Origin of the sequence: Halobacillus yeomjeoni (assembly GCF_020171525.1) — a bacterium.
GTDB lineage: Bacteria > Bacillota > Bacilli > Bacillales > Halobacillaceae > Halobacillus > Halobacillus yeomjeoni.
Map to the genome: position 1 here is coordinate 159,226 of NZ_JAIVAI010000006.1, position 20,970 is coordinate 180,195.

Genomic DNA, 20,970 nt, shown 5'->3' on the forward strand with positions numbered 1-20,970 from the left:
CTCCTTCCGATTATTCGAATAACGGAAACACGGAATATTGAGTAATCCTAAAAAATAATGATACATAATAAAAAGCTATTATTCTGCCAAGTTTGATTATTAAATTGGTAGATTGTGTATATTATATCCGTTCTCAATACAATAAATAGAATGGTCCGTTCGTATCATTAGGCGGGTGGGCTTGGAAACGGCGACACTCCCGCGGGAGAAGGGACTATGCGAGATCCCACAGGGCGAAAAGCTCGAGGAAGCTCGCCTGTTCCACCGCAGGAAAGGGAGTCGTTTCCGAGCCCGCCCTTTTCTTTTCATCGCAACGGACCAGGTCTTAGTGTAATTGCCTAATTATAATTTCGAAACCATCCTTGCCTCTTTTCCTTTTTTTAGTACCAAAAGATTTCCGGCATAGGATAGGAGGTGTTTTCTATATACCCTTTTATATAAGATATAAATGTCTTCTTGGTTTCTTAAAGACATGATTATTTTAAGCGAAGATTTGGTATTCATCCTTGGTAATGTCCGTTCAGGTGAATTTTATAGGGAGAGAAGGGAAAATGGGGAGACTCCTGAGGGGAAATACAGGTTAGGCGAGACCCCGCAGTGAAACGAGGAGGCTCGACAGCTGCCCGCGGAAAGCGACCTGTTTTCCCTTCTCTCCCAAACCATACAAAGGCGAACGGACAGTTTCCTGATTTCTGAGGTTAATAGATCTATTAATATAAGAGTATAAGGGAGTAGCGGGGGAAAATATAGTGATGTGCAGGGAGAGTTACAAGAAACACCTGAGGTCATCCTATTCATGGATGACCTCAGGTGTATTTTCATTCTTTATGCTTCTTCAATCAGCCATAAGGTTGATGAGAAATCTCCACTTTCTTTTATACCACCCGCCTGGGTTCCGGAGTAACCGGCTCCGAGATTCAAGCCGGCAAACATAAGCTCATCTCCAAAGTGAGTGCTACCACTATGGGACTCGTTGTAATCTTCATGACTCGCGAGTTGGCGGACGTGATATTTTTTATCAGGATCCAGTCCTTTCACGTAAAGGCGGTGGAATCCGTCATTCGGCCTTGCCAGTACTCGATAGTGACCGACCAAAGCTTTGTCGCGATTATCGGATACGACCATCCATGCCGTGTCATTGCCAGTTCCTTCGAATGGGTTGACCAGGCGGTAAAAGTCTCCTTTTTGGATCAATTCGCGGTGCTGTTTATAAAAATCGATCTGGTTTTTCGTTTCTTCCTTCTCGGCTTCAGACATGTTCGTCACATCCAGCTCATAGCCGAATGTTCCAAAGAACGCCACTTCACCTCGGGTTTTCAATGAAGTGATCCTTTTCACCTGATGGTTCGGGACTTCTGAAACGTGGGCACCGATCGTGCTGAGCGGATATACCATCGACGTTCCATACTGGATTTTCAAACGCTCGACCGCATCCGTGTCATCACTCGTCCATGTTTGGGGCGCGTAATAAAGCATCCCCGGATCGAAGCGGGCACCGCCCGATGCACAAGATTCGAATAGGATTTCAGGGAAATCTCTGATCAGACGTTCATATAAGTCATAAACTCCTAAAATATATCTATGCGGGAGTTCTTTTTGACGATCTGAAGGTAACGCGGCTGAACTGATTTCTGTCATGTATCTGTTCATATCCCACTTCACGTAGGTGACCGGAGCATTGGACAGAACATCGTGCATCAATTCATAAATGTAATCAACCACTTCTTTTCTGGAAAAATCCAATATGTATTGGTTTCTTCCATGAGACATCGGCCGTCCTTCTACTTGGATCGCCCAATCCGGATGCTTTTCAAAGAGTTCACTTTGCTTGGACACCATTTCCGGTTCGAACCAAAGCCCGAAATCCAGCCCTGCTTCCGTTACTTTTTCCGCTAAACGAGAGATTCCTCCAGGAAGTTTTCGTTCATCATAGAACCAGTCTCCCAGGGAAGTGGTATCATCATCCCGCTTTCCGAACCAGCCGTCATCGAGGACGAAAAGTTCGACTCCCAATTCTTTGGCTTGAGAAGCGATGGATACGATTTTGTCCTCATCAAAATCAAAGTACGTCGCTTCCCAGTTGTTGATCAAAATCGGACGCTCCCGATCTCTCCACTTCCCTCGGACCAGCCTTTGATGATATAGATTGTGATAAATCTGACTCATGCCATTCATTCCTTGATTTGAAAACACGATGACCGCTTCAGGAGATTGAAATGCTTCTCCAGGCTCCAACTTCCAATTGAAATCAAACGGCTGAAGTCCGATGGAAGCTCTTGCTACATCATAATGATCGACTTCCACCTGTCCGAGGAAGTTCCCGCTGTATACGAGGCTCATTCCGATGACATCTCCGACATCTTCCGTCGTATTCGGTCGCTTAAGCGCATAAAAAGGGTTCTGCTGACTGGAACTCGTACCTCTCGTGCTGCCGATGGATTGCACACCACTTTCAATCCGGCGCGATTTTACGTGGCGTTCCCTCGACCAGCTTCCAGAAAGCTGGATCATCTCGTAATCAGAATCGGGCATATCAATTGATGCGCTCAGAACACGGGAGAGATTAAGATCTTCTCTGCCATGGTTCACGACTTTAGACGAACGAGTAATCGCATTGTAATTTTTGAAAATCGTATACGTCAAAATCAAATCCGCTTCCATCACCCGATCATGAAGTGTAATTTCAAGCGTACGCGCTTCTTCCTCTTCATCCACATATGTGGCCGGCAAGCCTTCGAGTTCAGGTTTACCTGCATAAATCCGGTGCGAAGCATACTTAAAATCACTGATTCTGCTTCCGTTCAACTGTTCTATCTGCAGGGCAGGCTCTCTGTAATCGGTGCTCCCATAGACCGGATACTCAAGTCTCGCCAAATCCAGGGAGAAATTCATATCTCCTTCATAGACATATGACGTACCTGCACGTTCTGCTTCTTGCTGAAAATGAGAAAAATCTTCCCTGTGGTTCAAACGTGTCCCGAAGTAAAGGTGGCCTAAATGTCCATTTTTCAGAACATGTAACACGTAGCTGATTTCGTCATTCTGCAAATGGAACTGCCTTGGTGATTCGTTTTCAAAAATCATAATTATAAAACTTCCCCTCTAAATTAAACTCTGGTTGTTTACCCTTTGACTGAACCGGATGACAGTCCAGCGATGAAATATTTCTGCAAGAACAAGAATACGATGACCATCGGCAGCATCCCGAGCAATGACCCTGCTGCGACCAGTCCTACATCATTCGAATATTGCGAGAAGAACTGGGATAAAGCGACAGTGATGGTATGCGCATCTTTATCCTGTAAAAAGAACACGGAAAACTGATAATCATTCCATACAAACATTCCTGTAATGATGATGACTGAAGCTGTCACTGGTTTCAGGAGTGGAAATACCACTCTAAAGAAAATCTGCAGTCGACTGGCTCCATCAATCATCGCCGCTTCATCCAATTCTTTCGGAATCGTCGAACGAATGAAACCTGTATAAAGGAAGATCGTCAGAGGCAGCCAGAACGATACGTGGACGAGAACGACCGCCCAAATCGTATTCAGTCCTCCGATATCGACAATGAATTTATATAATGGAACTAAAATAGTCAGAGGCGGCACAATCATTACCGCGACAAAACTGATGTACATGACTTTATTCAAACGGCTTGCAACACGGGCTAAAGGATAGGCAGCCAGTGAACCTAAAACGATCAAGGCCGTGACAGATATCACCGTGATGACCACATTATTGAATAATGCAGTCCCCATCTGCGCCTGTGTCCACGCATTCGAGAAATTACTGAAATCCAAGTAATCAGGAAACAGCCATTTCGAGCTGAAGTCACTACTATTTTTGAAAGAGGTCGTCATTAGAATATAGAACGGAATGATATGCATAAGACTGACGGTGATTCCTAAAATCGTCCATACCACTTTCTTTTGTTTATCCATTAGGCTTCAACCTCCTTACGACGCAGGTAGATAAGAGCTGTCAGACTGATGATGACGATGATCAAGAACATCAGGTTTCCGAGTGCAGCTGCATACCCTGCATCCTGTCTTGCGAAATACAATTGATACATCATCGTGGAAAGAGATTGCGAAGCATACCCTGGACCACCGTTGGTCATCGCTATGATGACATCGAAAAGCTTCAAACCGTTGATCAAGTTGATGACGACATTGATCGTGATGGATGGAATCAATAAAGGAAGCGTAATATTTTTGAACTGCTGCCAGCTGGAAGCCCCGTCCAGAGTCGCCGCTTCGTAATAATCCTTTGAAATACCCTGCAGGCCTGCCAGGTAAATGATCATCGCAATACCAAGGAATTGATACGTGTTAACAAAGGTGATCAACCACACGTTGACATCAGGATTTCCTAAAAGGTTCGCAGGTTCAAAACCGAATAAAGTGATGATATCGTTCAAAGCCCCGCCGTTGTATTGGAAAATGAAATACCAGATGTACCCCATGATAAGAGGGCTGATGATGACAGGAAGATAAACAATCGTCCGGGTCACCGCCCGGAACTTCATACTCTTGTTCAAAAGAATGGCATACAGAAGGCCTATACCATTTTGAAGAATCGTACTTCCAATCCCATATATCAAAGTATTTTTTACAATCAACCATGTATTCGGATCGGTGAACATGCGGATATAGTTATCTAACCCGATCCAGTTCATCGTTTGAGAGTAGCCATTCCAATTGGTAAAAGAAATTCTTACACCGTTCAAGAAAGGATAAATGATAAACACAGACATTAAAATGATGACAGGAACATAAAGCCAGTTGATATGGAAACCGCGCTTTTTCTTTGGAACCGGCTTTTTACTTTCAGGCGACTCGACTGGTTTTAAATGCGGAGAAGAAGAAGTGTTATTCACTTCTTCTTCCTGCATTTTTCTGTTTAGTTTTGAGATCTTAATCGCTCCACTTCTTCAGACATGCGCTCAGAGTATTGTTCAGGAGTGATCGCTCCAGACAACACTTCCTGGCCTAATGTCGTCATTACATCCCACATTCCATTTGGCAGATATACGCGGTCAAAGTAAGGATAAACACGAACATCGGAATACTTCTGATAGTACTCTTGATACATACTTTCAGCTTGAACTCCTTCTAAGCCTGCTGGTAAACCTGAAGCTTCAGCCATACGCTTGGCGTTCTCCGGCTTGGCGAAATGCGCAAGCAGTTTCTTTGCAGCTTCTTTCTTCGGTGAATCCTTCCACACCCCTAGTGTGTAACGTTCACCACCGACAAAAGTAGGTTCATCCCCTTCATGGATCGCTGGAATCGGCATCAATCCTGCTTCTACATTTTCGTTGATCTTTTTCGCTTCTGTCACGAAGGATGGTGGATACATTGCGAATGCAATTTTGTTTTCTGCAAATAATCGGGGTCCATCGCTGTATTTCGCCGTCAGTACATCTTTGTTTATGTACCCTTTTTCATACATTTCCTTGAATTTCTCAGGTAGGAATGTCCACCTCGACCAATCAAATTCACCGTTCAATAACTCTTCGCCGTAATCATGTTGTTCGTCACTGATCAACAATGGTGTTGCAAAGTAGTCGAAATACTGACCGAGTGTCCATGGATCTGCACCAGCGAAGAAGAATGGCGTCACTTCACCATTACTGCCTTCATGGATTTTCTTAGAAGCTGCCATCAGTTCATCGAACGTCTTCGGTACTTCTACACCGTACTCTTCCAAGACTTCTTCATTATAGGAGATTCCTTCTTTTGCTTCGTTTAAAGGAAGGGCGTAAACCTTTCCTTGATCGTCCGTCAAAACAGGTTCAATCGTTCCGGACATTTCCGATGCCCAGTCCTCCTCACTCAAGTCTGCTAAGTAATCGCCATAACGAATCTGCGCCCATCCGTGTGTATCGAATACATCCGGCATATCATTGGCTGCCATTTTGACTTTCAAAAGGTTTTCGTATTCCCCTCCTGGGAAATTCGTTTCAACTTTGATGCCTTGATTTTCACTTTCGAAATCATCGATGATCGCTTCCATTTCACTTTTTACATTTTCATCTGAAATGGTAGAGAAAAGGGTGATCGTATCTCCGTCTTTCGCTGACCCTTCTCCACCACCTGAACATGCGGATATAAATCCGACCATTAATATAAGCGCTATAAATCCTAACCATTTTTTCATTACGCCAACCTCCATTCATTTTTATGAAAACTGTTGAAAACGCTTTCTGTATATTTAATGGTAGTGATAATTCCAGGACAACTCAACGGTAAAAATATTGTATAATAATTGCACTTTTTTGCTGTATGAACAGTTGTCATGGATGAATATGTAAATCATCATGCACGGTTTTTAATCTATAAACCTACTTACCTGCTTATAAATTTTGTGGACTATAATCTGTAAGAATTAAAAAAAGCAAAAAATTCGTATTTAATAATTTTTTGCGGTGTATTTTGTACTATTTTGCCTTCTCTTCTAATTTATTTCGGGTGAACGGGGACAGCCCTCTCCCTGATCTGAACTCAGCACCCAACGGGACGAAAAAAAAAACAACCAGCGTAAACTGGTTGTTTCTTTGGAAGCTATATGATTATCACAGTTTAATGATCTTACTTTCAAAAGGTTGGAGAGCTTCTCCTTGGAAGTGACTCGTTTCCTCATTGTGATTGATGACAAAACGATAGGATTCTTCTCCCACTCTACGATCATGGATTTCAACACCTTTTTCCGTTTCCATGTACTCGATGCCTTGTTCCTTTAGAATCTCCTCAGAAATTTCATCCAAGCTGTTGGAATCAAGACCGCCCCCGATGTAATAAGCTGTCCCTTCACCGAATGTATTCTTCGTTACGGCTGCATACGAATCGTAGAAAGGATCGTTATACTTGTACAGCACATCTGCTGTTTCAGGGACAAGGAGATCACGCCAGATGGAAACCGATGCAGATTGTTCAGCATACTTGCCCTGTCCTTGTAATGGAAGGGCGTGCTCCTTCGTCAAAGATTCACTTTCTTCTACATATGCGCCTGTCAAATCACTCACGAGACCAGGGAGCGGTTCGCCGAAGCGCAGATTATTGTCTTTACCTTTTACCCCGGTACGGAAAGAAAAGACGACGGTTCCGCCATTCTCAGCAAAATCTTTCAGACGCTCAGCCAAATCCGGATCCATCACCTGCATGACTGGAACAAGGATGACTTTGTAGGAACTGAAGCCACGACTGGAAGGAATGAGATCCATCGATACGTTCCAATCGAAGAAAGGACGGTATAAACGGAGCAGTTCCTCTTTAAAATCAAAGTCCTTGCTCTGCCTCTGTGCCCGCCAAGACCAAATGTTGTCATAATCATAAACGACAGCAATGTCCGAATGGACGGGTGCTTCAAGAAGTTCATCTCTGTCCTTCACATCTTCAAAGAGGGATTGGACCTCCCGATACTTTCTTCCATAACGGTTGTCCTGATCGATGACTCCATAGCAGAATTGTTCCGCCCCCCGGGTCATTCCGCGCCATCTGAAATACAGCAGATGAGAGCATCCGTGAGCAAAAGCCTGGTAAGACCACATCTTCGCCTGATCGGGCCTGGGGAGATATCCGATGACATCATGGCCCTGCGCCCCCATCAGCTCTTCTACGATCCAATAATTTTTTCCTAAAAGGCCGCGGTTGAAATCATGCATCATTGCGATGGTATCTGGAGAAACAGGCTTTTCCAATCCACCCCAGACCGGATAGTTATCGTAGGACACGAAATCCATGGCTTTGACGTTTTCTTCATGATCGAAGTACTTGTTGAAAAAGTCTCCAGTCGTGTTCGTCGTCACCGTTTGATTCTCACCTTTATGTTGTTTGACGATTTCTGTCATGTCATTGGCAAAGCGGTTCAATGAGTCTGAACGGAATCTCGCCCACTCCAATTTCAGGCTTGGGTTATGGGTCGTGATCGTTGAGGTCGGCATTGGAATTTCTGAAAATTCGTTGTAAGTCTGCCCCCAGAAGATGGTTCCCCACTCTTCATTCAAAGCATCGATCGTTTCATACTTCGTATGTAAATAACTTTGAAAACGGGAATGGCACTGTTCACAGAAACAGATGTCGCTACCCTCATGTCCGAATTCATTATCCACCTGCCAGGAGATGATGGCTTCTTCATCACGGTAGTGCTCAACCAGTTTCTGTGTAATCCTTGAAGCGTGTTCATGATAAACATCGGAGTTGAAACAATACTGCCGACGCCCGCCGAATACCCGTGGCTGGCCCGTTTCATCCTTCGAAACGATGGATGGATCTTTTTTGTATAACCAAGCCGGGAATGTCGCTGTCGGTGTTCCGAACATGATTGAAAACCCGTGCTCTTTTATTTTTTTGATGACCCGATCGAAATATGAAAAATCAAAATGTCCTTCTTCCGGCTCCATCAAATGCCAGGCGAATTCACCGATCCGAACGATATTCGCTCCGAGATCCTTGATTCCTTGTAAATCTTCTTCTATTTGAGATTCCGGCCAGTGTTCCGGATAGTAATCGACTCCTAAATAGGGCATGTTTCCCCTCCTACTTTCATTTTCAACGACCATTGGTATACACCTTGTGCCGGGATGGAAGATGATCTTCCAATCTTCTCAGCCAGATACACATCATCATAGACACCCGTGCAAGGTTCCAATGCGAAATTGTATTCTCCCCGATATCCTCCCTCTGTCTTCCATATTCCGAGATAAGGAACTTTATCTTTCGGAAATTCGTAGGTCAACGTCCGTTGGATATCGGACTGCACGACGGAACACCATCCTTCGGTCATGGAGGTTGTGAAATAAAACTTTTCCACTGAACCGTCTTCATTTGGCTCTAATTTGGATAAATCCACTTGCTGCCCCGTTTTATTTGAAAGAGTCAAAGGATAGTTGTGAGTGTCGCCCCAGTCTCCAAGGTGCTCAGTACCTGCTTCTACGTTCATGACTTCATCCATGCCTTCAGGCAGTTGTATCCGTGTTTCGCCATTATAGTTTAACAACGCATGCGGTGTCCAAATGAAAGGAAAATCCTTGTCCCCTTTATTTTCAGCTTGATAAGAAATTTTCAGTTCACCTTCTTTAAGCTGCATCCATTTCGTCAAACGGTACGGAAAAACGGGACTGTTCACGGAAAGAATCAATAATTCCCCATCAAATTCATAATCCCATGGGAGAGCCCATACTTCGCCGTGGTCCGGGATTTCCTTCCAATCGTTCGGGTGAGGTCCTTGATCGATTCCAGGAAACATCTCGTCGAATCCGCTTGAGTCAAAAGCAGAAAAATCCGCTCCATAAGGCGGGATCTCCAACTCTTCCCGGTCTGTCTGAAAAAGCCATTCATATTCAGCTTCCTTATCAAAAAAGCTGACCATCTTCCCGCCATAGGAAGGGAGAATGACTGTACGTATCGAGTCATTTTCCATCGTTACCGCTTGTATACCTTTAAAGGTCGTATGATCCATGGTCATCGTTTCCATAGTTAACCTCCTTCATCCTAACTGCTTAATGAAACGACCAAATGCCTGCCGGCCGGTTTCTGTTCGCTTATAAACGCCTGCGTGCTCCAATACTTCTGAGAAACGTCTGCCTATTTCATTTTTCAATAGACGATGAATATTTTCTGAAGAGAAGTCGTCCACTTCGGCGGTAATTTGTTTTGCCCATGGAACGTGCTTGGCAATGTCCTCATTCTCCTGAGCTTTTCCGTCCAATTCACCGTTCGCGATATAATCAACAAGGGTATCCATTTCTTTGACCAAGCGTCCTGGAAGTACCGCAAGTCCCATCACTTCAATCAAGCCGATGTTTTCTTTCTTGATATGATGAACTTCTTCGTGAGGATGGAAGATGCCCAGTGGGTGCTCTTCGCTCGTTCGATTATTCCGAAGGACCAAATCAAGTTCAAATCGACTTTCACGTTTCCTGGCAATCGGCGTGACGGTATTGTGCATCTCACCGTTCGTTTCAGAGTAGATTTCGGCTTCAGGATCGGAATAATTTCTCCAAGAACTCAAAACAACGTCTGCCAGTTCAGATAAACGTTCTCTATTTTCCGATGATAAACGAATCACCGACATCGGCCAGCGGACGATTCCTGCCTGCACATCCTCGAACCCTGAAACTTCGAACACGGATTCCAGCGGAGCTTTTGCCATAGGAAATTCATGATGGCCTCCCTGGAAGTGGTCGTGGCTCAAAATCGATCCACCTACAATCGGAAGATCTGCGTTCGACCCTATGAAATAGTGAGGAAACTGATGAGTGAAATCCAATAAACGGTCGAAACTCTCTTTATTGATTTTCATAGGACGGTGTTCCCGCGATAAAACGATCGCATGCTCGTTATAATACACATATGGAGAGTATTGAAGAAACCAGTGTTCTCCCTCCAGGTCGACCGGGATAATCCGGTGGTTATCTCTCGCCGGATGATCGAGTCGACCTGCGTAACCGACATTTTCTTTACAGAGAAGGCAGTCCGGGTAATTCGCTTCTTTATTGTTTTTCGCAGCCGCAATCGCTTTAGGGTCTTTTTCCGGTTTGGATAGATTGATCGTAATTTCTAAATCGCCATATTCCGTTTCACTATACCAATGCATATTCTTTGCGATCCGGTCTGTACGGATATAGTTGGTATCTTTGGATAGTTGATAAAAATCACGCGTTGCCGCTTCCGCTCCCTCGCTCTCATACTTTTCGTAAAAGTCTTTGATTACAGCAGATGGCGCAGGAACGAGGCAATCCATGATTTTCGGGTCGAACAAATCCTTCTCAGTGATAGAGTCATCTTCAATCAAGTTCTGTTCGACTGCGTAGTCGAGCATGCTTTCTAAAATATCGACTGGAGATTCTGGTATTCTTTCATTCTGAACTTGCACTTTCTTTTCACCGTTCAGTTGAAAAAGGCGGAAAAGAGAATTTCGTACGTAATCGATATCCCAAACTGAAATCATCTGTTTATGCAATCCATAGTCCAGCAGCCGCTCGATATCCTCATAAATTTTCATCGGTTTACCTCCTTCTCCTGTTCCTTGTATCCATATGGATGATCCTTGAACCAATTCCAGGCTGTTTCAATCATAGTCTCAAGCTCGGCAAAACGAGGCTTCCAGGACAATTCTTCCATCGCCTTGCTTGAAGAAGCGACAAGCTTAGCAGGATCCCCTGCACGACGAGGAGCAACTTCAGCGGGAATTTCATGACCTGTGACTTGTCGGGCAGTCTCAATCACTTGTTTCACGCTGAACCCTTGTCCGTTTCCAAGATTAAAGATTCCACTTTCACCATCTTGGTTCAATTTATCTATTGCCAGCAGATGAGCGTTGACCAAATCGTGCACATGGATATAATCGCGGACACACGTCCCGTCGTCGGTAGGATAATCGTCTCCGAACATCATGATTTTATCTCTTTTCCCCTGTGCTACCTGCAATACGACTGGAATCAAATGTGTCTCAGGATTGTGATCTTCGCCAATTCTCCCTTCAGGATCGGCACCGGCCACATTGAAATAACGGAGGACGACATGTTTGATTCCATGTGCCTGCTCTGCCCATTTAAGAAGCCTTTCAATAGCCAGTTTCGTCTCTCCATAAGGGTTCGTAGGATTCGTCCCATCACTTTCCTGGATAGGAATCTGTTCCGGTTCCCCATAGACGGCCGCCGTAGATGAGAATACAATTTTGGAAACATTGTATTCTGCCATGACTTTCAATAATGAAATCGCACCATTCACATTATTATCATAGTACTTCAGAGGCTGTTCCACACTTTCTCCTACAAGAGAATCCGCGGCAAAATGTAGGACAGAGTCGATTTCATGTTCATCGAAAACCTTCCGGAGCAGGGATAAATCGCGAAGATCCCCTTCATAAAATTCAGCCTCTTGAAAGAGTGCCTGTGTATGACCCTTTTGCAGGTTATCAATGATGACTACTTTTTCCCCCTCATCCAGCAATTGTGCTGCTGCGTGACTGCCTATGTAACCGGCTCCCCCACAAACGAGTACTGTCATAGTGTCACCCCTTCTTCCAATTTCTTCGCACCATCTCCGACCTCAACGACGTAAAATTCGGCTTCGATACCTGTTTTTTCGTGATAGGTCCTGGAGACTGCTTCGATAAAGTTATCCACCTCTTGTTGAGGTACGATGTTGATTGTGCACCCGCCAAAACCGGCTCCGGTCATACGGGAGCCTGTAGAACCGTTATTCCACGCGGCTTCAACGAGGGTATCCAGTTCAAAGCCTGTCACTTCATAATCGTCCCGCAAAGAAACGTGAGAATCATTCATCAACTTCCCAAAACCTTCAATATCTCCCTGATTCAATTTATCGACCGCTTTGATGGTCCGGCGGTTTTCCAAAACCGCATGTGCAGCTCTCTTTTGAACAACCGTACCTTGAATCACAGATCTATACTCTTCAAATGTTTCTTCCGTGAGGTCTCCAAGAGATTCTATATCGAGATGCTTTTGCAGATCTTTCAGCGCTGATTCACACTCGCTGCGTCGTTCATTGTATTTGGAATCTGCTAAACCTCTTCGTTTATTTGTATTAGCGATGATCAGAGTATGATCCTTCAGCTTCATCGGTGTCTGTATATAATCAAGGGTGTCACAATTCAATAACAGGGCATAGTCTTTTTCTGCCATACCGATAGCAAATTGGTCCATGATGCCACAATTGACACCGACAAATTCATTCTCTGCTTTTTGACATAACTGGACCATCTTCACTCGATCCATTGATAATTCAAATATTTCGTCCAACAGTACACCGGTGACCAATTCGATGGATGCTGATGAGGAAAGTCCAGCACCGTTTGGAATATTTCCATAGTAAGCGATGTCCAGCCCATAAGGAATATCCACCCCTTCTTTTTGGAAGATATCGATGACTCCTTTTGGGTAGTTCGCCCAATCGTGAGCTTTTTCAAATTTTAAGTCGTTCTTCGTCGTTTCAATGACCCCTGACTCAGGGAAATTCATCGAGTAAAAACGAACTTTATCATCGGACCTTTTTCTAGCAGCGGCATAGGTCCCCACGCTTAAAGCACATGGAAAAACGTGCCCACCATTATAATCTGTATGTTCTCCTATTAAATTGACACGGCCGGGCGCGAAAAACGTCGCCACCTCTCCACCTTCACCGAACTCGATTTTAAAACGATCCATCAAATCTTGCATTCGATCACCTCATCTTTGTTATTTTTCATTCATTTCATCTGTTAAGGAAACGCTTCCAAGTTAAGAAACTATCTATATTCTAATGACTGTTTCAATTCGATATCAATGGTAAATAAAGAAGGTGATATTTGTACTTTTTTGCTTCTATCATCTCGTGTTAGTTCGCATTATATGCTAGATTAAGAGTATAACTATCACTAAAAGTGCAATTTATTGCTTATATTTGCTTTTCTTATTCAACAACAAATAAGTATTATCAATGGATAGAATGGGAGACTTTCGTTTCGAAACTAATTTGAGAGCCCCCTCACAAACTCTAATAAATACTTACGTCCAAAAGAGGAGGATTCACTTGAAAACAGCGAATAGTACATTCGGGTCGTATGGATACCGATTTTCAGACCGGAAATTACAAAAAACTGCCCAGATCTGGTCCCTCGGCTGGGATGAGCAGAAAACGACACTTTATGATTGGGATGGAAGGAATCGAAGAGATACAGGGAAATATATTTTTCAATATACGATCTCTGGTCAGGGAGCTATCGAAATCGATGGGAAGCTGTTTCAACTCTCTCCTGGTCAAGCCTTTATCGTGAATATCCCGGGCGACTACCGCTATTTCCTGCCTGAAAAAAGTGATGGATGGGAATTCATTTATTTGACTCTTTACGGTGATGTCGTGGGCGATTATTGGAATGAAATTCAAGAAGATATCGGTCACATCCTGAATTTCGAGCCAGACTCAGAGCCTGTCACGTTCCTCCTTCACCTTTTGGATTTAGCAGCCTCACGCCAAATCTCCAATGCCCATCTGGCTTCCGGGTATGCATACCAATTTACGATGGAGTTGATGAAGTACTGCCAAAATATCGACCGGAAATTATCTTCATGGCCGGAACCCATCACCCAGGCAGCGATGTATGCGAGGAACCATTATGCTGAAGAAATTGGTCCTGATGAAATGGCTTTGGCTTCAGGGATGTCACGGTATCATTTCACCCGCCAATTCAAAGAGATCACCCATATGACCCCGATTCAGTATTTGACGGATATCCGTATTCAAAAGGCGAAGGAACTTCTGCAGAACACGAAATACTCCTCTGAAGATATCGCCCAGCTCATCGGCTATAATAATGCGAACTACTTCAATAAAGTCTTTAAAAAGGTGGTAGGCATATCACCTGGTAAATACCGCAAATAAAAATGAGGACTGTGTAATTACACAGTCCTCATTCTTCGTTCACTTCAATCATGACCGAACGCCTATCATAATTTATGGTCATATTTTTACCTGAATCCACAAAATTCTCTAATATGTCTTTGGACAATTGCAGGGCAAATTGCGTGCGTTCGATTTTTTCCACATCGGCAGGGTGTCCGTCGGAAATTTGATCCTGCACTGCTTCTGCCTCCTTATGCAATTGATCCAACATCTCATATACCTTATGATAGTACGTTTCAACCGGTTGGCTGGCTTTACTCATAGACCTTCGCTCCTTTTTCCAGTTGACATTACCTCTATTATATCAAATGGAAGAGCAACAGAAAGCTAAATTATACCTACCGGAGATAGAAGAATATAGATGATGATCATAGCTAAAGTTGCGGATAAGCCAACAGGATAGACAAGCTTCCAAGGAGTCATATCCACTCTCGCCTTCTGCTCCAGTTCAAACTCTGTCTCACGCGGGCGAATTTTTCCTATGATCAACATGAGTGCCGTACAAGCCACGAAAAGAATACCTAGAATGTGCAGGAAGTGTATTCCGGTATCCCACACCAACTGAGTCGTCGCATAAATGGAAATGAAGACGAACAAGGATACTTTCGCTGCTACGGCAGGGACTCTCTTCGTCAAGTAACCGACTATCAATATAGTGAAGATCGGTACGTTATAAAACCCGTTGACGATCTGAAGGTATTGGAAAAACCCTTGAGGAACCTTATCGATCAATGGTGCGATACACATCGCGAATAATGCTAGCACTATGCCGGCCATCTTCCCTTTACGTACGACCTGCTTATCTGACGCACCCGGGTTGAAATACGGCTTATAAATATTCAATGCTATCAGTGTCACTGAAGAGTTCAACGCTGAGTTGAACGAAGAAAGAATAGCTCCGAATAAAACGGCTGCAAAGAAACCGACCAACGGCGTAGGCAGGATTTCTGTAACCAATCGTGGATACGCATCCGTAGGTTTCAAACCTGGCCCGAACATGTTGAACGCTATAATTCCAGGCAGTATCAAAAACACAGGTCCGAGAAGTTTCAAGAACGCAGCAATCAGGACACCTTTTTGTCCTTCTTTCAAGTTCTTCGCTGAAATGGCACGCTGCATGATGTGCTGTGCCGTTCCCCAATAAAACAAGTTAACAAGCAGCATTCCAGTAAACATCGTTCCGAACGGCACGGGACTCTCCGATCCGCCGACTGAATTCAACTTTTCTGGTGAATCTTCGATAATCGTCTGGAAACCATTCGTGAATGATCCGTCTCCAAGTACAAACAAGCCGATGATTGGCACCATCAATCCACCGATCAATAGTCCGACTCCGTTAATCGTATCGGAAATGGCTACAGCCTTCAGACCGCCAAAAATGGCATAAATGGCCCCGACGGTACCGATGGCGAATACCATGAACCAAAGACCGCCTGTCCGGCTCACTCCCATGGCTTCAGGTATATTGAAAATCCCATTCAACGCAACAGCCCCGGAATAAAGGATCGGAGGCAGAAGGTTAAAAACATAACCGAATAAAAATAAAATGGTAACGATCTGCTTCGTAGCAAAATCAAAACGATCCTCTAGAAAGTCTGGAATCGTCGTAATGCCGCCTTTCAAATAACGGGGAAGAAGGAAAAAGGCGACGATCACAAGAGCTATCGCAGAACCTACTTCCCATCCCATGACGGCAATCGTATCCGAGTACCCTTGAGCATTCAAACCGATTAACTGCTCTGTTGATAAGTTCGTCAGCATGAGTGATCCAGCGATCACCCACGCGCCTAAGCTTCGGCCGCCGAGGAAATACCCATCATGAGTATCTAAATCTTCTTTTCTAGTAAGTAAATAAGAAATCAATGCGACCATTCCTGTAAAGAACAAGAACGATCCAACCGTAAACAAATCCATGACTGACTCTCCCTTTTTCTAAGATGTTATGTACGTATGCGTTTTCATTTCTGTCATATATTGTAGACGGCAATCTGTAAGCGTTTCAATGGTAAAAAAACGGAAAACGATTGCACTTTTTTGCTATAAAGCATGGTTTGATTTAAAGACTTTCTTAATACTTGTTGTTGCTGTTCGGGCTTGTATCATCTCTTACCGTCGCAGGTTTGGTGTGAGGCGGACTCGGGAATGACTCGCTTTCCGTGGGGTACCGTGAGCCTCCTCAGGCTTACGCCTTCCGGGGTCTCACGATGTACCTTTATCCCACAGGAGTCTCGCCATTCCCGAGTCCGCCTCTTCAAAATAAGTGGGAAGGAAAGGCTCTATATTCAAATATATCGATGTCCATTCGACCAACTATGAGTAGGAGAGAAATGAAAGTGAAATGTTTTCCCATCATTCCCAATAACAACATGGAAACAGACGGAATAAAAGAACAAATAAAAAAACCCAGCTATGCTGCTGAGTTTTATCTTGTCACTTGGAGGATCATTCCTTCGAGGACTTTGACATTCCTTGCATTGAAGCGGATTCCTTTATAATCGAAAACGATCACTTGTTTATCTTGGACTTGGAGACTCTCATTGTAATCCCGTTTTTTTGTCGCTATCTTTTGATAACTGATATTGGATTGAATGTTCTTTCTTGCTAAAAACACTTTCATCCCTTTCAGTGTCGATTGATAGGCGGCATCCGGAATTGCGTTTTCATAAAAAACTACGAAGTGAAAATGGTTCGGGACATCAGGAGTGAAGCTGTTGATGACTCTCTGCGTCTGGTTTCCTTCGCATGCGCTCAATAGAAATAAGGTACATAGACATAGGATGATTTTTTTCATGTTCCATTCCTCCAAACCATACCCTATTCTAAAATACGCTCGGTTCATACCGATTATCACAAAAGAAATAAGCAGAACCTGAGGTTCCGCTTATTTTCTGGTCAGAAGGGAGGCACCGATGACTCCTGCATCCCCACTTAATGCAGATGGCTTCAAGTTCATCATCGGGACTAATTCTGGGTAAAGGTATTTTTTTATTCGGTCTTTCAAGGGAACCCAGACCAAATCCCCTGCATTCATCACTCCTCCACCAATGACGAATACTTCCGGGTTCAGGATATGGGTGAGGTTCGCGATTCCCATAGCCAGATATTCTATCGCATCATCTACAACCCTCTGCGCCTGTTCATCTCCATTTTTCAAACGGTCGAAAACTTCTTCCGATCCACCTTTTATGCCATACATATCATAAGCCCGCTTTCCAATCGCCGTTCCACTTGCGTAGCTTTCCAGAGATCCTTTGTTGAGATTGCTGTAATAATAGCCATTGGGATTCAAAATCATATTTCCGATTTCTCCTGCATATCCTTGTGCGCCATTGAATACTTTGCCGTCTAATACAAGACCGCCTCCCACTCCTGTACTGACCGTTATGTAAAAAACGCTGGAAAACCCTCTTCCATTTCCATATTGTGCTTCTGCCAATGCAGCGACGTTCGCATCATTCGTCAGCTGAACATCAACCGAAAAGTGAGCCTTGATTTGATCGACGATAGCCACTTCATCCCATCCAGGCAGATTGGGAGGATTCAAAATCACACCCCGATGAGGATCCAAAGGTCCCGGCGCACCGATCCCTATCCCTTCTATAGTTCTTCCTTCCGCCAGGTTTTCAACCATATGAATGATTTTTTGAATGGTAAAATCAGCTCCCTGTTCAGGCTCCGTTTTTTCTTGAAGCAATCGTTCCACTGTTCCATTTTCCAAAACGACAGCAGCCCTTACGTTCGTACCACCTAAATCCACCCCTATATGAATGCCCATGATCTGCACGCTCCTTATCCTGCCCGCCCCCTCTTAAGCTCGAAGGTATGGGGAGACAAATGTTTTAGTCAGTTTCATTGTATAGAAAAAAACTATTTTTTACATGTTTCTACAATAAAAGTATAATAGAGGAGAGCTTTCTTTATGAGAAGAGGTGGGCGGATGAATCGCAGAGCAAGAAAGAGAAAAAAACGCAGAAGAAAAAGATGGTTTAGAATCTTCCTATTTGCACTTTTATTTTTCCTCGTTATCGGAGGAGTTTATTTATATTCGCTATACAATGATGTAAGAACGACAGTCAACCAGGACCTTCACGAAGACGTTGCGTCCATCGATACCAATGAAACAAAGGGAAAAGTGGATAGAAAAGAACCCATCAATATTTTGTTGCTGGGGGTTGATGAGCGCGAAAACGATGTCGGTCGTTCCGACACGATGATCGTCATGACGCTTGATCCGAATAACAATCAAATGCAGATGGTCAGTATTCCACGAGATACACGTGTTGAAATCGCAGGTGATGGCAGGACAACCCGAATCAACCACGCCTATGCCTATGGCGGAAGCGATATGGCTGTAAATACAGTCGAGAATTTCCTTGATATCGATTTGGATTATTATATCCGCGTCAATATGGAAGGTTTGTCTCAGGTCGTCGATGCGGTGAACGGAATCACAGTCCAGAACGACCGAGCCTTCAGTTCAGGCCCCTTTAACTTCGAAGAGGGTGAAATTAAGCTGGACGGGCGCGAAGCCCTTGCTTACGTGCGGATGCGTAAAAACGATCCGCAAGGGGACCTTGGAAGAAATGAAAGGCAGCGGCAAGTCATTCAAGGAATCATCGAAAAAGGAGCACGGCTCGATGTCGTACAAAAGATCGATGATGTGTTGAATGTGTTAGGCGATAACGTCAGCACCAATATGCAGTTCGATGATATGAGACGACTGGTCACCAATTATGGAAGTGCGAGAAAAAATACTTCCACCTATCAAATGAGCGGCCAGGGCCGAATGGTGAACGGGATGTATTTAATCTTTATGACCGAGGAAGAAATACAGAAAACCCATGATATGATCGTGAATTTCGGTGAAAAATAACCCACAGAAAACGACTGGACCATTTAAGTCCAGTCGCTTTTTTGGTTGCGCTATTATTTCTTTACGAGCTTTAATCTTTCATCTTTTGAGAAAGTGGGTAGATACCTAAACTTTGAACGACTAAAGATAGGAAGATGACGCCAAAGCAAAGGGATAGCAGGAGCTCCGCCTCACCATCAACCTTCGCTTCCAAACTTAACAACAAAACGACCGACATGGTGCCTCGAATGCCCGACCACGTAATTAATGCCGTATCTTTCCACCCGATCGATTTTTTCCAAAATGCAAAGAACTGAATCACTCCGGAGATGACGATAAACCGTATGATCAGGGAGGCAACGAAAAGCAGCACCATCAATCCCCAGTGTTCTAATTTAAAATGGTTTGTCAGTTCGATTCCCATCAATAAGAAGACGATGGATAAGATGGTCGGTTCCACTACACCCCAGAATCCATCCAGGGCTTCTCTGTAGTGATCCTCTTTGTTCGTGTGATCGAACTCCCATGCCAGCATCACCCCTGAAGCCACTGTAGCCAGTACACCTGAGACTCCGATGTGTTCAGCCAAATGGAAGATTCCATAAGATAAAATGATACTCAGCATAACCTGGTACTCTTTATGTTGGGTAATGTGAACGGCTTTACTGACAGCCCATCCAAACAAGATCCCAAGGACCGCTCCACCTAGGGAAACGTATAGGAATTCACTGATGAAGGAGACTGCTGAAAAGCTTTTGTCACTTGTATAAATTCCAAGCAGGACAGTGAATAAAACGACACTTGTCCCATCATTGATCATCGATTCCCCGTCGACAACATCCGCCACTTTTTCATTGTTGGCAGACTGCTTCAAAATCGAGACGACAGAGACTGGATCTGTCGGCGTCAAAATGGAGGCGATCAACAACGCTCCCACCAAAGTGATGGAAACCATTGATCCGAGCACTACGTGGGTGAAAAAGCCGAGAAGAAGAGCTGTCACGATCAACCCGACTGTACTTAACAGCCCGATGATTCCAGCGTTCTTTTTCAAAGCTTTCGGTGAAAAGCGGTAAGCGGAGACAAATAATAGAGCTGGAAGAAAAATATCGTAAAGGACCCTTTCTGTCACATCCATGCCTGCGAAATAAGGAATAAAAGACAGGATGATTCCTAATAAAAATAACAAAGTGGGAACAGGCAGGTGTTTTTGTTTTTTATCTAAAGTGAAAACCGAATATCCCACTAACAACAAAAGAATGACTTGCGACACGCTCATGTTACCCCTCCTATTCTTCCTTTTAACAAGGCTCTGTTAAAGTTTAGTGTTGATATATCCATCAAAAAAAGAATTCATTACGAAATGTTTTTATGCGTGTAGGGCTCCGGGAAAAGGTTCGCTTTCCATGGGGCGGGCGCTGAGTCTCCTCAGGCTACGCCTTCCGGGGACTCACCTGTCCCACACGTCCCATAGGAGTCTCACCTTTTCCCTCCGCCCTTTGCTTCATCAGAGTGCCTCCAAACAAGATCTTTTGGAAGAAATACTTCATCTTGATGGGAGGAAGTATAAAATCTTGAAACCTAGCTACTTTGTTTCATTCTCTTAGGAGTGGCATAAGGACCGAACGATCTTGATAATAGGTCTTTTTTACGTAGATGTCACGGATTTTATAATGCAAAGGGCGGAGGGGAATCGGGAGACTCCTGCGG

The 20,970-nt window shown here is 44.0% G+C and carries 16 protein-coding genes; 2 read left to right on the forward strand and 14 right to left on the reverse strand.

Annotation, left to right across the window (positions count from 1 at the left end):
• Positions 1–825: 825 nt before the first annotated feature.
• The 9 genes from LCL89_RS14590 to LCL89_RS14630 all read right to left on the reverse strand — a co-directional run bounded on the left by LCL89_RS14590 (position 826) and on the right by LCL89_RS14630 (position 13,186).
• Entirely contained in the window at positions 826–3,084 is a 2,259-nt protein-coding gene (locus LCL89_RS14590) for an alpha-galactosidase (protein WP_263620731.1), read from the reverse strand.
• Positions 3,085–3,122: 38 nt separating this feature from the next.
• Positions 3,123–3,944: a carbohydrate ABC transporter permease gene (locus tag LCL89_RS14595; protein ID WP_197317280.1), complete on the reverse strand. Its 822-nt coding sequence runs from the start codon at positions 3,942–3,944 to the stop codon at positions 3,123–3,125.
• Positions 3,944–4,897, reverse strand: a complete 954-nt coding sequence (locus LCL89_RS14600) for a carbohydrate ABC transporter permease (protein WP_224810695.1) — start codon at positions 4,895–4,897, stop codon at positions 3,944–3,946. Before LCL89_RS14600 ends, LCL89_RS14595 begins: the two co-directional genes overlap by 1 nt.
• Before the next feature lie 8 nt (positions 4,898–4,905).
• Positions 4,906–6,162, reverse strand: a complete 1,257-nt coding sequence (locus tag LCL89_RS14605; protein WP_224810696.1) for an ABC transporter substrate-binding protein — start codon at positions 6,160–6,162, stop codon at positions 4,906–4,908.
• 415 nt (positions 6,163–6,577) lie between these two features.
• A complete protein-coding gene (locus LCL89_RS14610) occupies positions 6,578–8,530 on the reverse strand; it encodes a beta-galactosidase (protein ID WP_224810697.1) in 1,953 nt (650 codons plus the stop codon).
• Positions 8,518–9,477, reverse strand: a complete 960-nt coding sequence (locus LCL89_RS14615; protein WP_224810698.1) for an aldose epimerase family protein — start codon at positions 9,475–9,477, stop codon at positions 8,518–8,520. Before LCL89_RS14615 ends, LCL89_RS14610 begins: the two co-directional genes overlap by 13 nt.
• Positions 9,478–9,489: 12 nt before the next feature.
• A complete protein-coding gene (gene galT / locus LCL89_RS14620; RefSeq protein WP_224810699.1) occupies positions 9,490–11,007 on the reverse strand; it encodes a UDP-glucose--hexose-1-phosphate uridylyltransferase in 1,518 nt (505 codons plus the stop codon).
• Positions 11,004–12,014 (reverse strand): UDP-glucose 4-epimerase GalE, encoded by a 1,011-nt coding sequence (galE, locus tag LCL89_RS14625; protein WP_224810700.1) that lies wholly within the window; start codon positions 12,012–12,014, stop codon positions 11,004–11,006. Before galE ends, galT begins: the two co-directional genes overlap by 4 nt.
• A complete protein-coding gene (locus LCL89_RS14630; protein ID WP_224810701.1) occupies positions 12,011–13,186 on the reverse strand; it encodes a galactokinase in 1,176 nt (391 codons plus the stop codon). Before LCL89_RS14630 ends, galE begins: the two co-directional genes overlap by 4 nt.
• Before the next feature lie 352 nt (positions 13,187–13,538).
• Here LCL89_RS14630 and LCL89_RS14635 point away from each other — a divergent pair, with 352 nt between their 5' ends.
• Positions 13,539–14,387 (forward strand): AraC family transcriptional regulator, encoded by an 849-nt coding sequence (locus tag LCL89_RS14635; RefSeq protein WP_224810702.1) that lies wholly within the window; start codon positions 13,539–13,541, stop codon positions 14,385–14,387.
• 28 nt (positions 14,388–14,415) lie between these two features.
• Here the strand turns inward: LCL89_RS14635 and LCL89_RS14640 are convergent, their stop codons facing one another.
• From LCL89_RS14640 to LCL89_RS14655, 4 genes are all read right to left on the reverse strand, one after another.
• Positions 14,416–14,670: a hypothetical protein gene (locus LCL89_RS14640; RefSeq protein ID WP_224810703.1), complete on the reverse strand. Its 255-nt coding sequence runs from the start codon at positions 14,668–14,670 to the stop codon at positions 14,416–14,418.
• Positions 14,671–14,735: 65 nt separating this feature from the next.
• On the reverse strand, positions 14,736–16,322 hold the full coding sequence (locus tag LCL89_RS14645; protein ID WP_224810704.1) for a solute:sodium symporter family transporter: 1,587 nt from the start codon (positions 16,320–16,322) through the stop codon (positions 14,736–14,738).
• A 508-nt stretch (positions 16,323–16,830) separates the two neighbouring features.
• The gene (locus tag LCL89_RS14650; protein ID WP_224810705.1) at positions 16,831–17,199 is read right to left on the reverse strand and encodes a hypothetical protein; all 369 of its coding nucleotides are present in this window, start codon (positions 17,197–17,199) and stop codon (positions 16,831–16,833) included.
• A 90-nt stretch (positions 17,200–17,289) separates the two neighbouring features.
• A complete protein-coding gene (locus LCL89_RS14655) occupies positions 17,290–18,183 on the reverse strand; it encodes an ROK family protein (protein WP_224810706.1) in 894 nt (297 codons plus the stop codon).
• A gap of 162 nt (positions 18,184–18,345) precedes the next feature.
• Between LCL89_RS14655 and LCL89_RS14660 the strand changes: the two genes are divergently transcribed.
• Entirely contained in the window at positions 18,346–19,281 is a 936-nt protein-coding gene (locus LCL89_RS14660; protein WP_224810707.1) for an LCP family glycopolymer transferase, read from the forward strand.
• A gap of 70 nt (positions 19,282–19,351) precedes the next feature.
• Here the strand turns inward: LCL89_RS14660 and LCL89_RS14665 are convergent, their stop codons facing one another.
• The gene (locus LCL89_RS14665; protein WP_224810708.1) at positions 19,352–20,539 is read right to left on the reverse strand and encodes a cation:proton antiporter; all 1,188 of its coding nucleotides are present in this window, start codon (positions 20,537–20,539) and stop codon (positions 19,352–19,354) included.
• Positions 20,540–20,970: the final 431 nt, after the last annotated feature.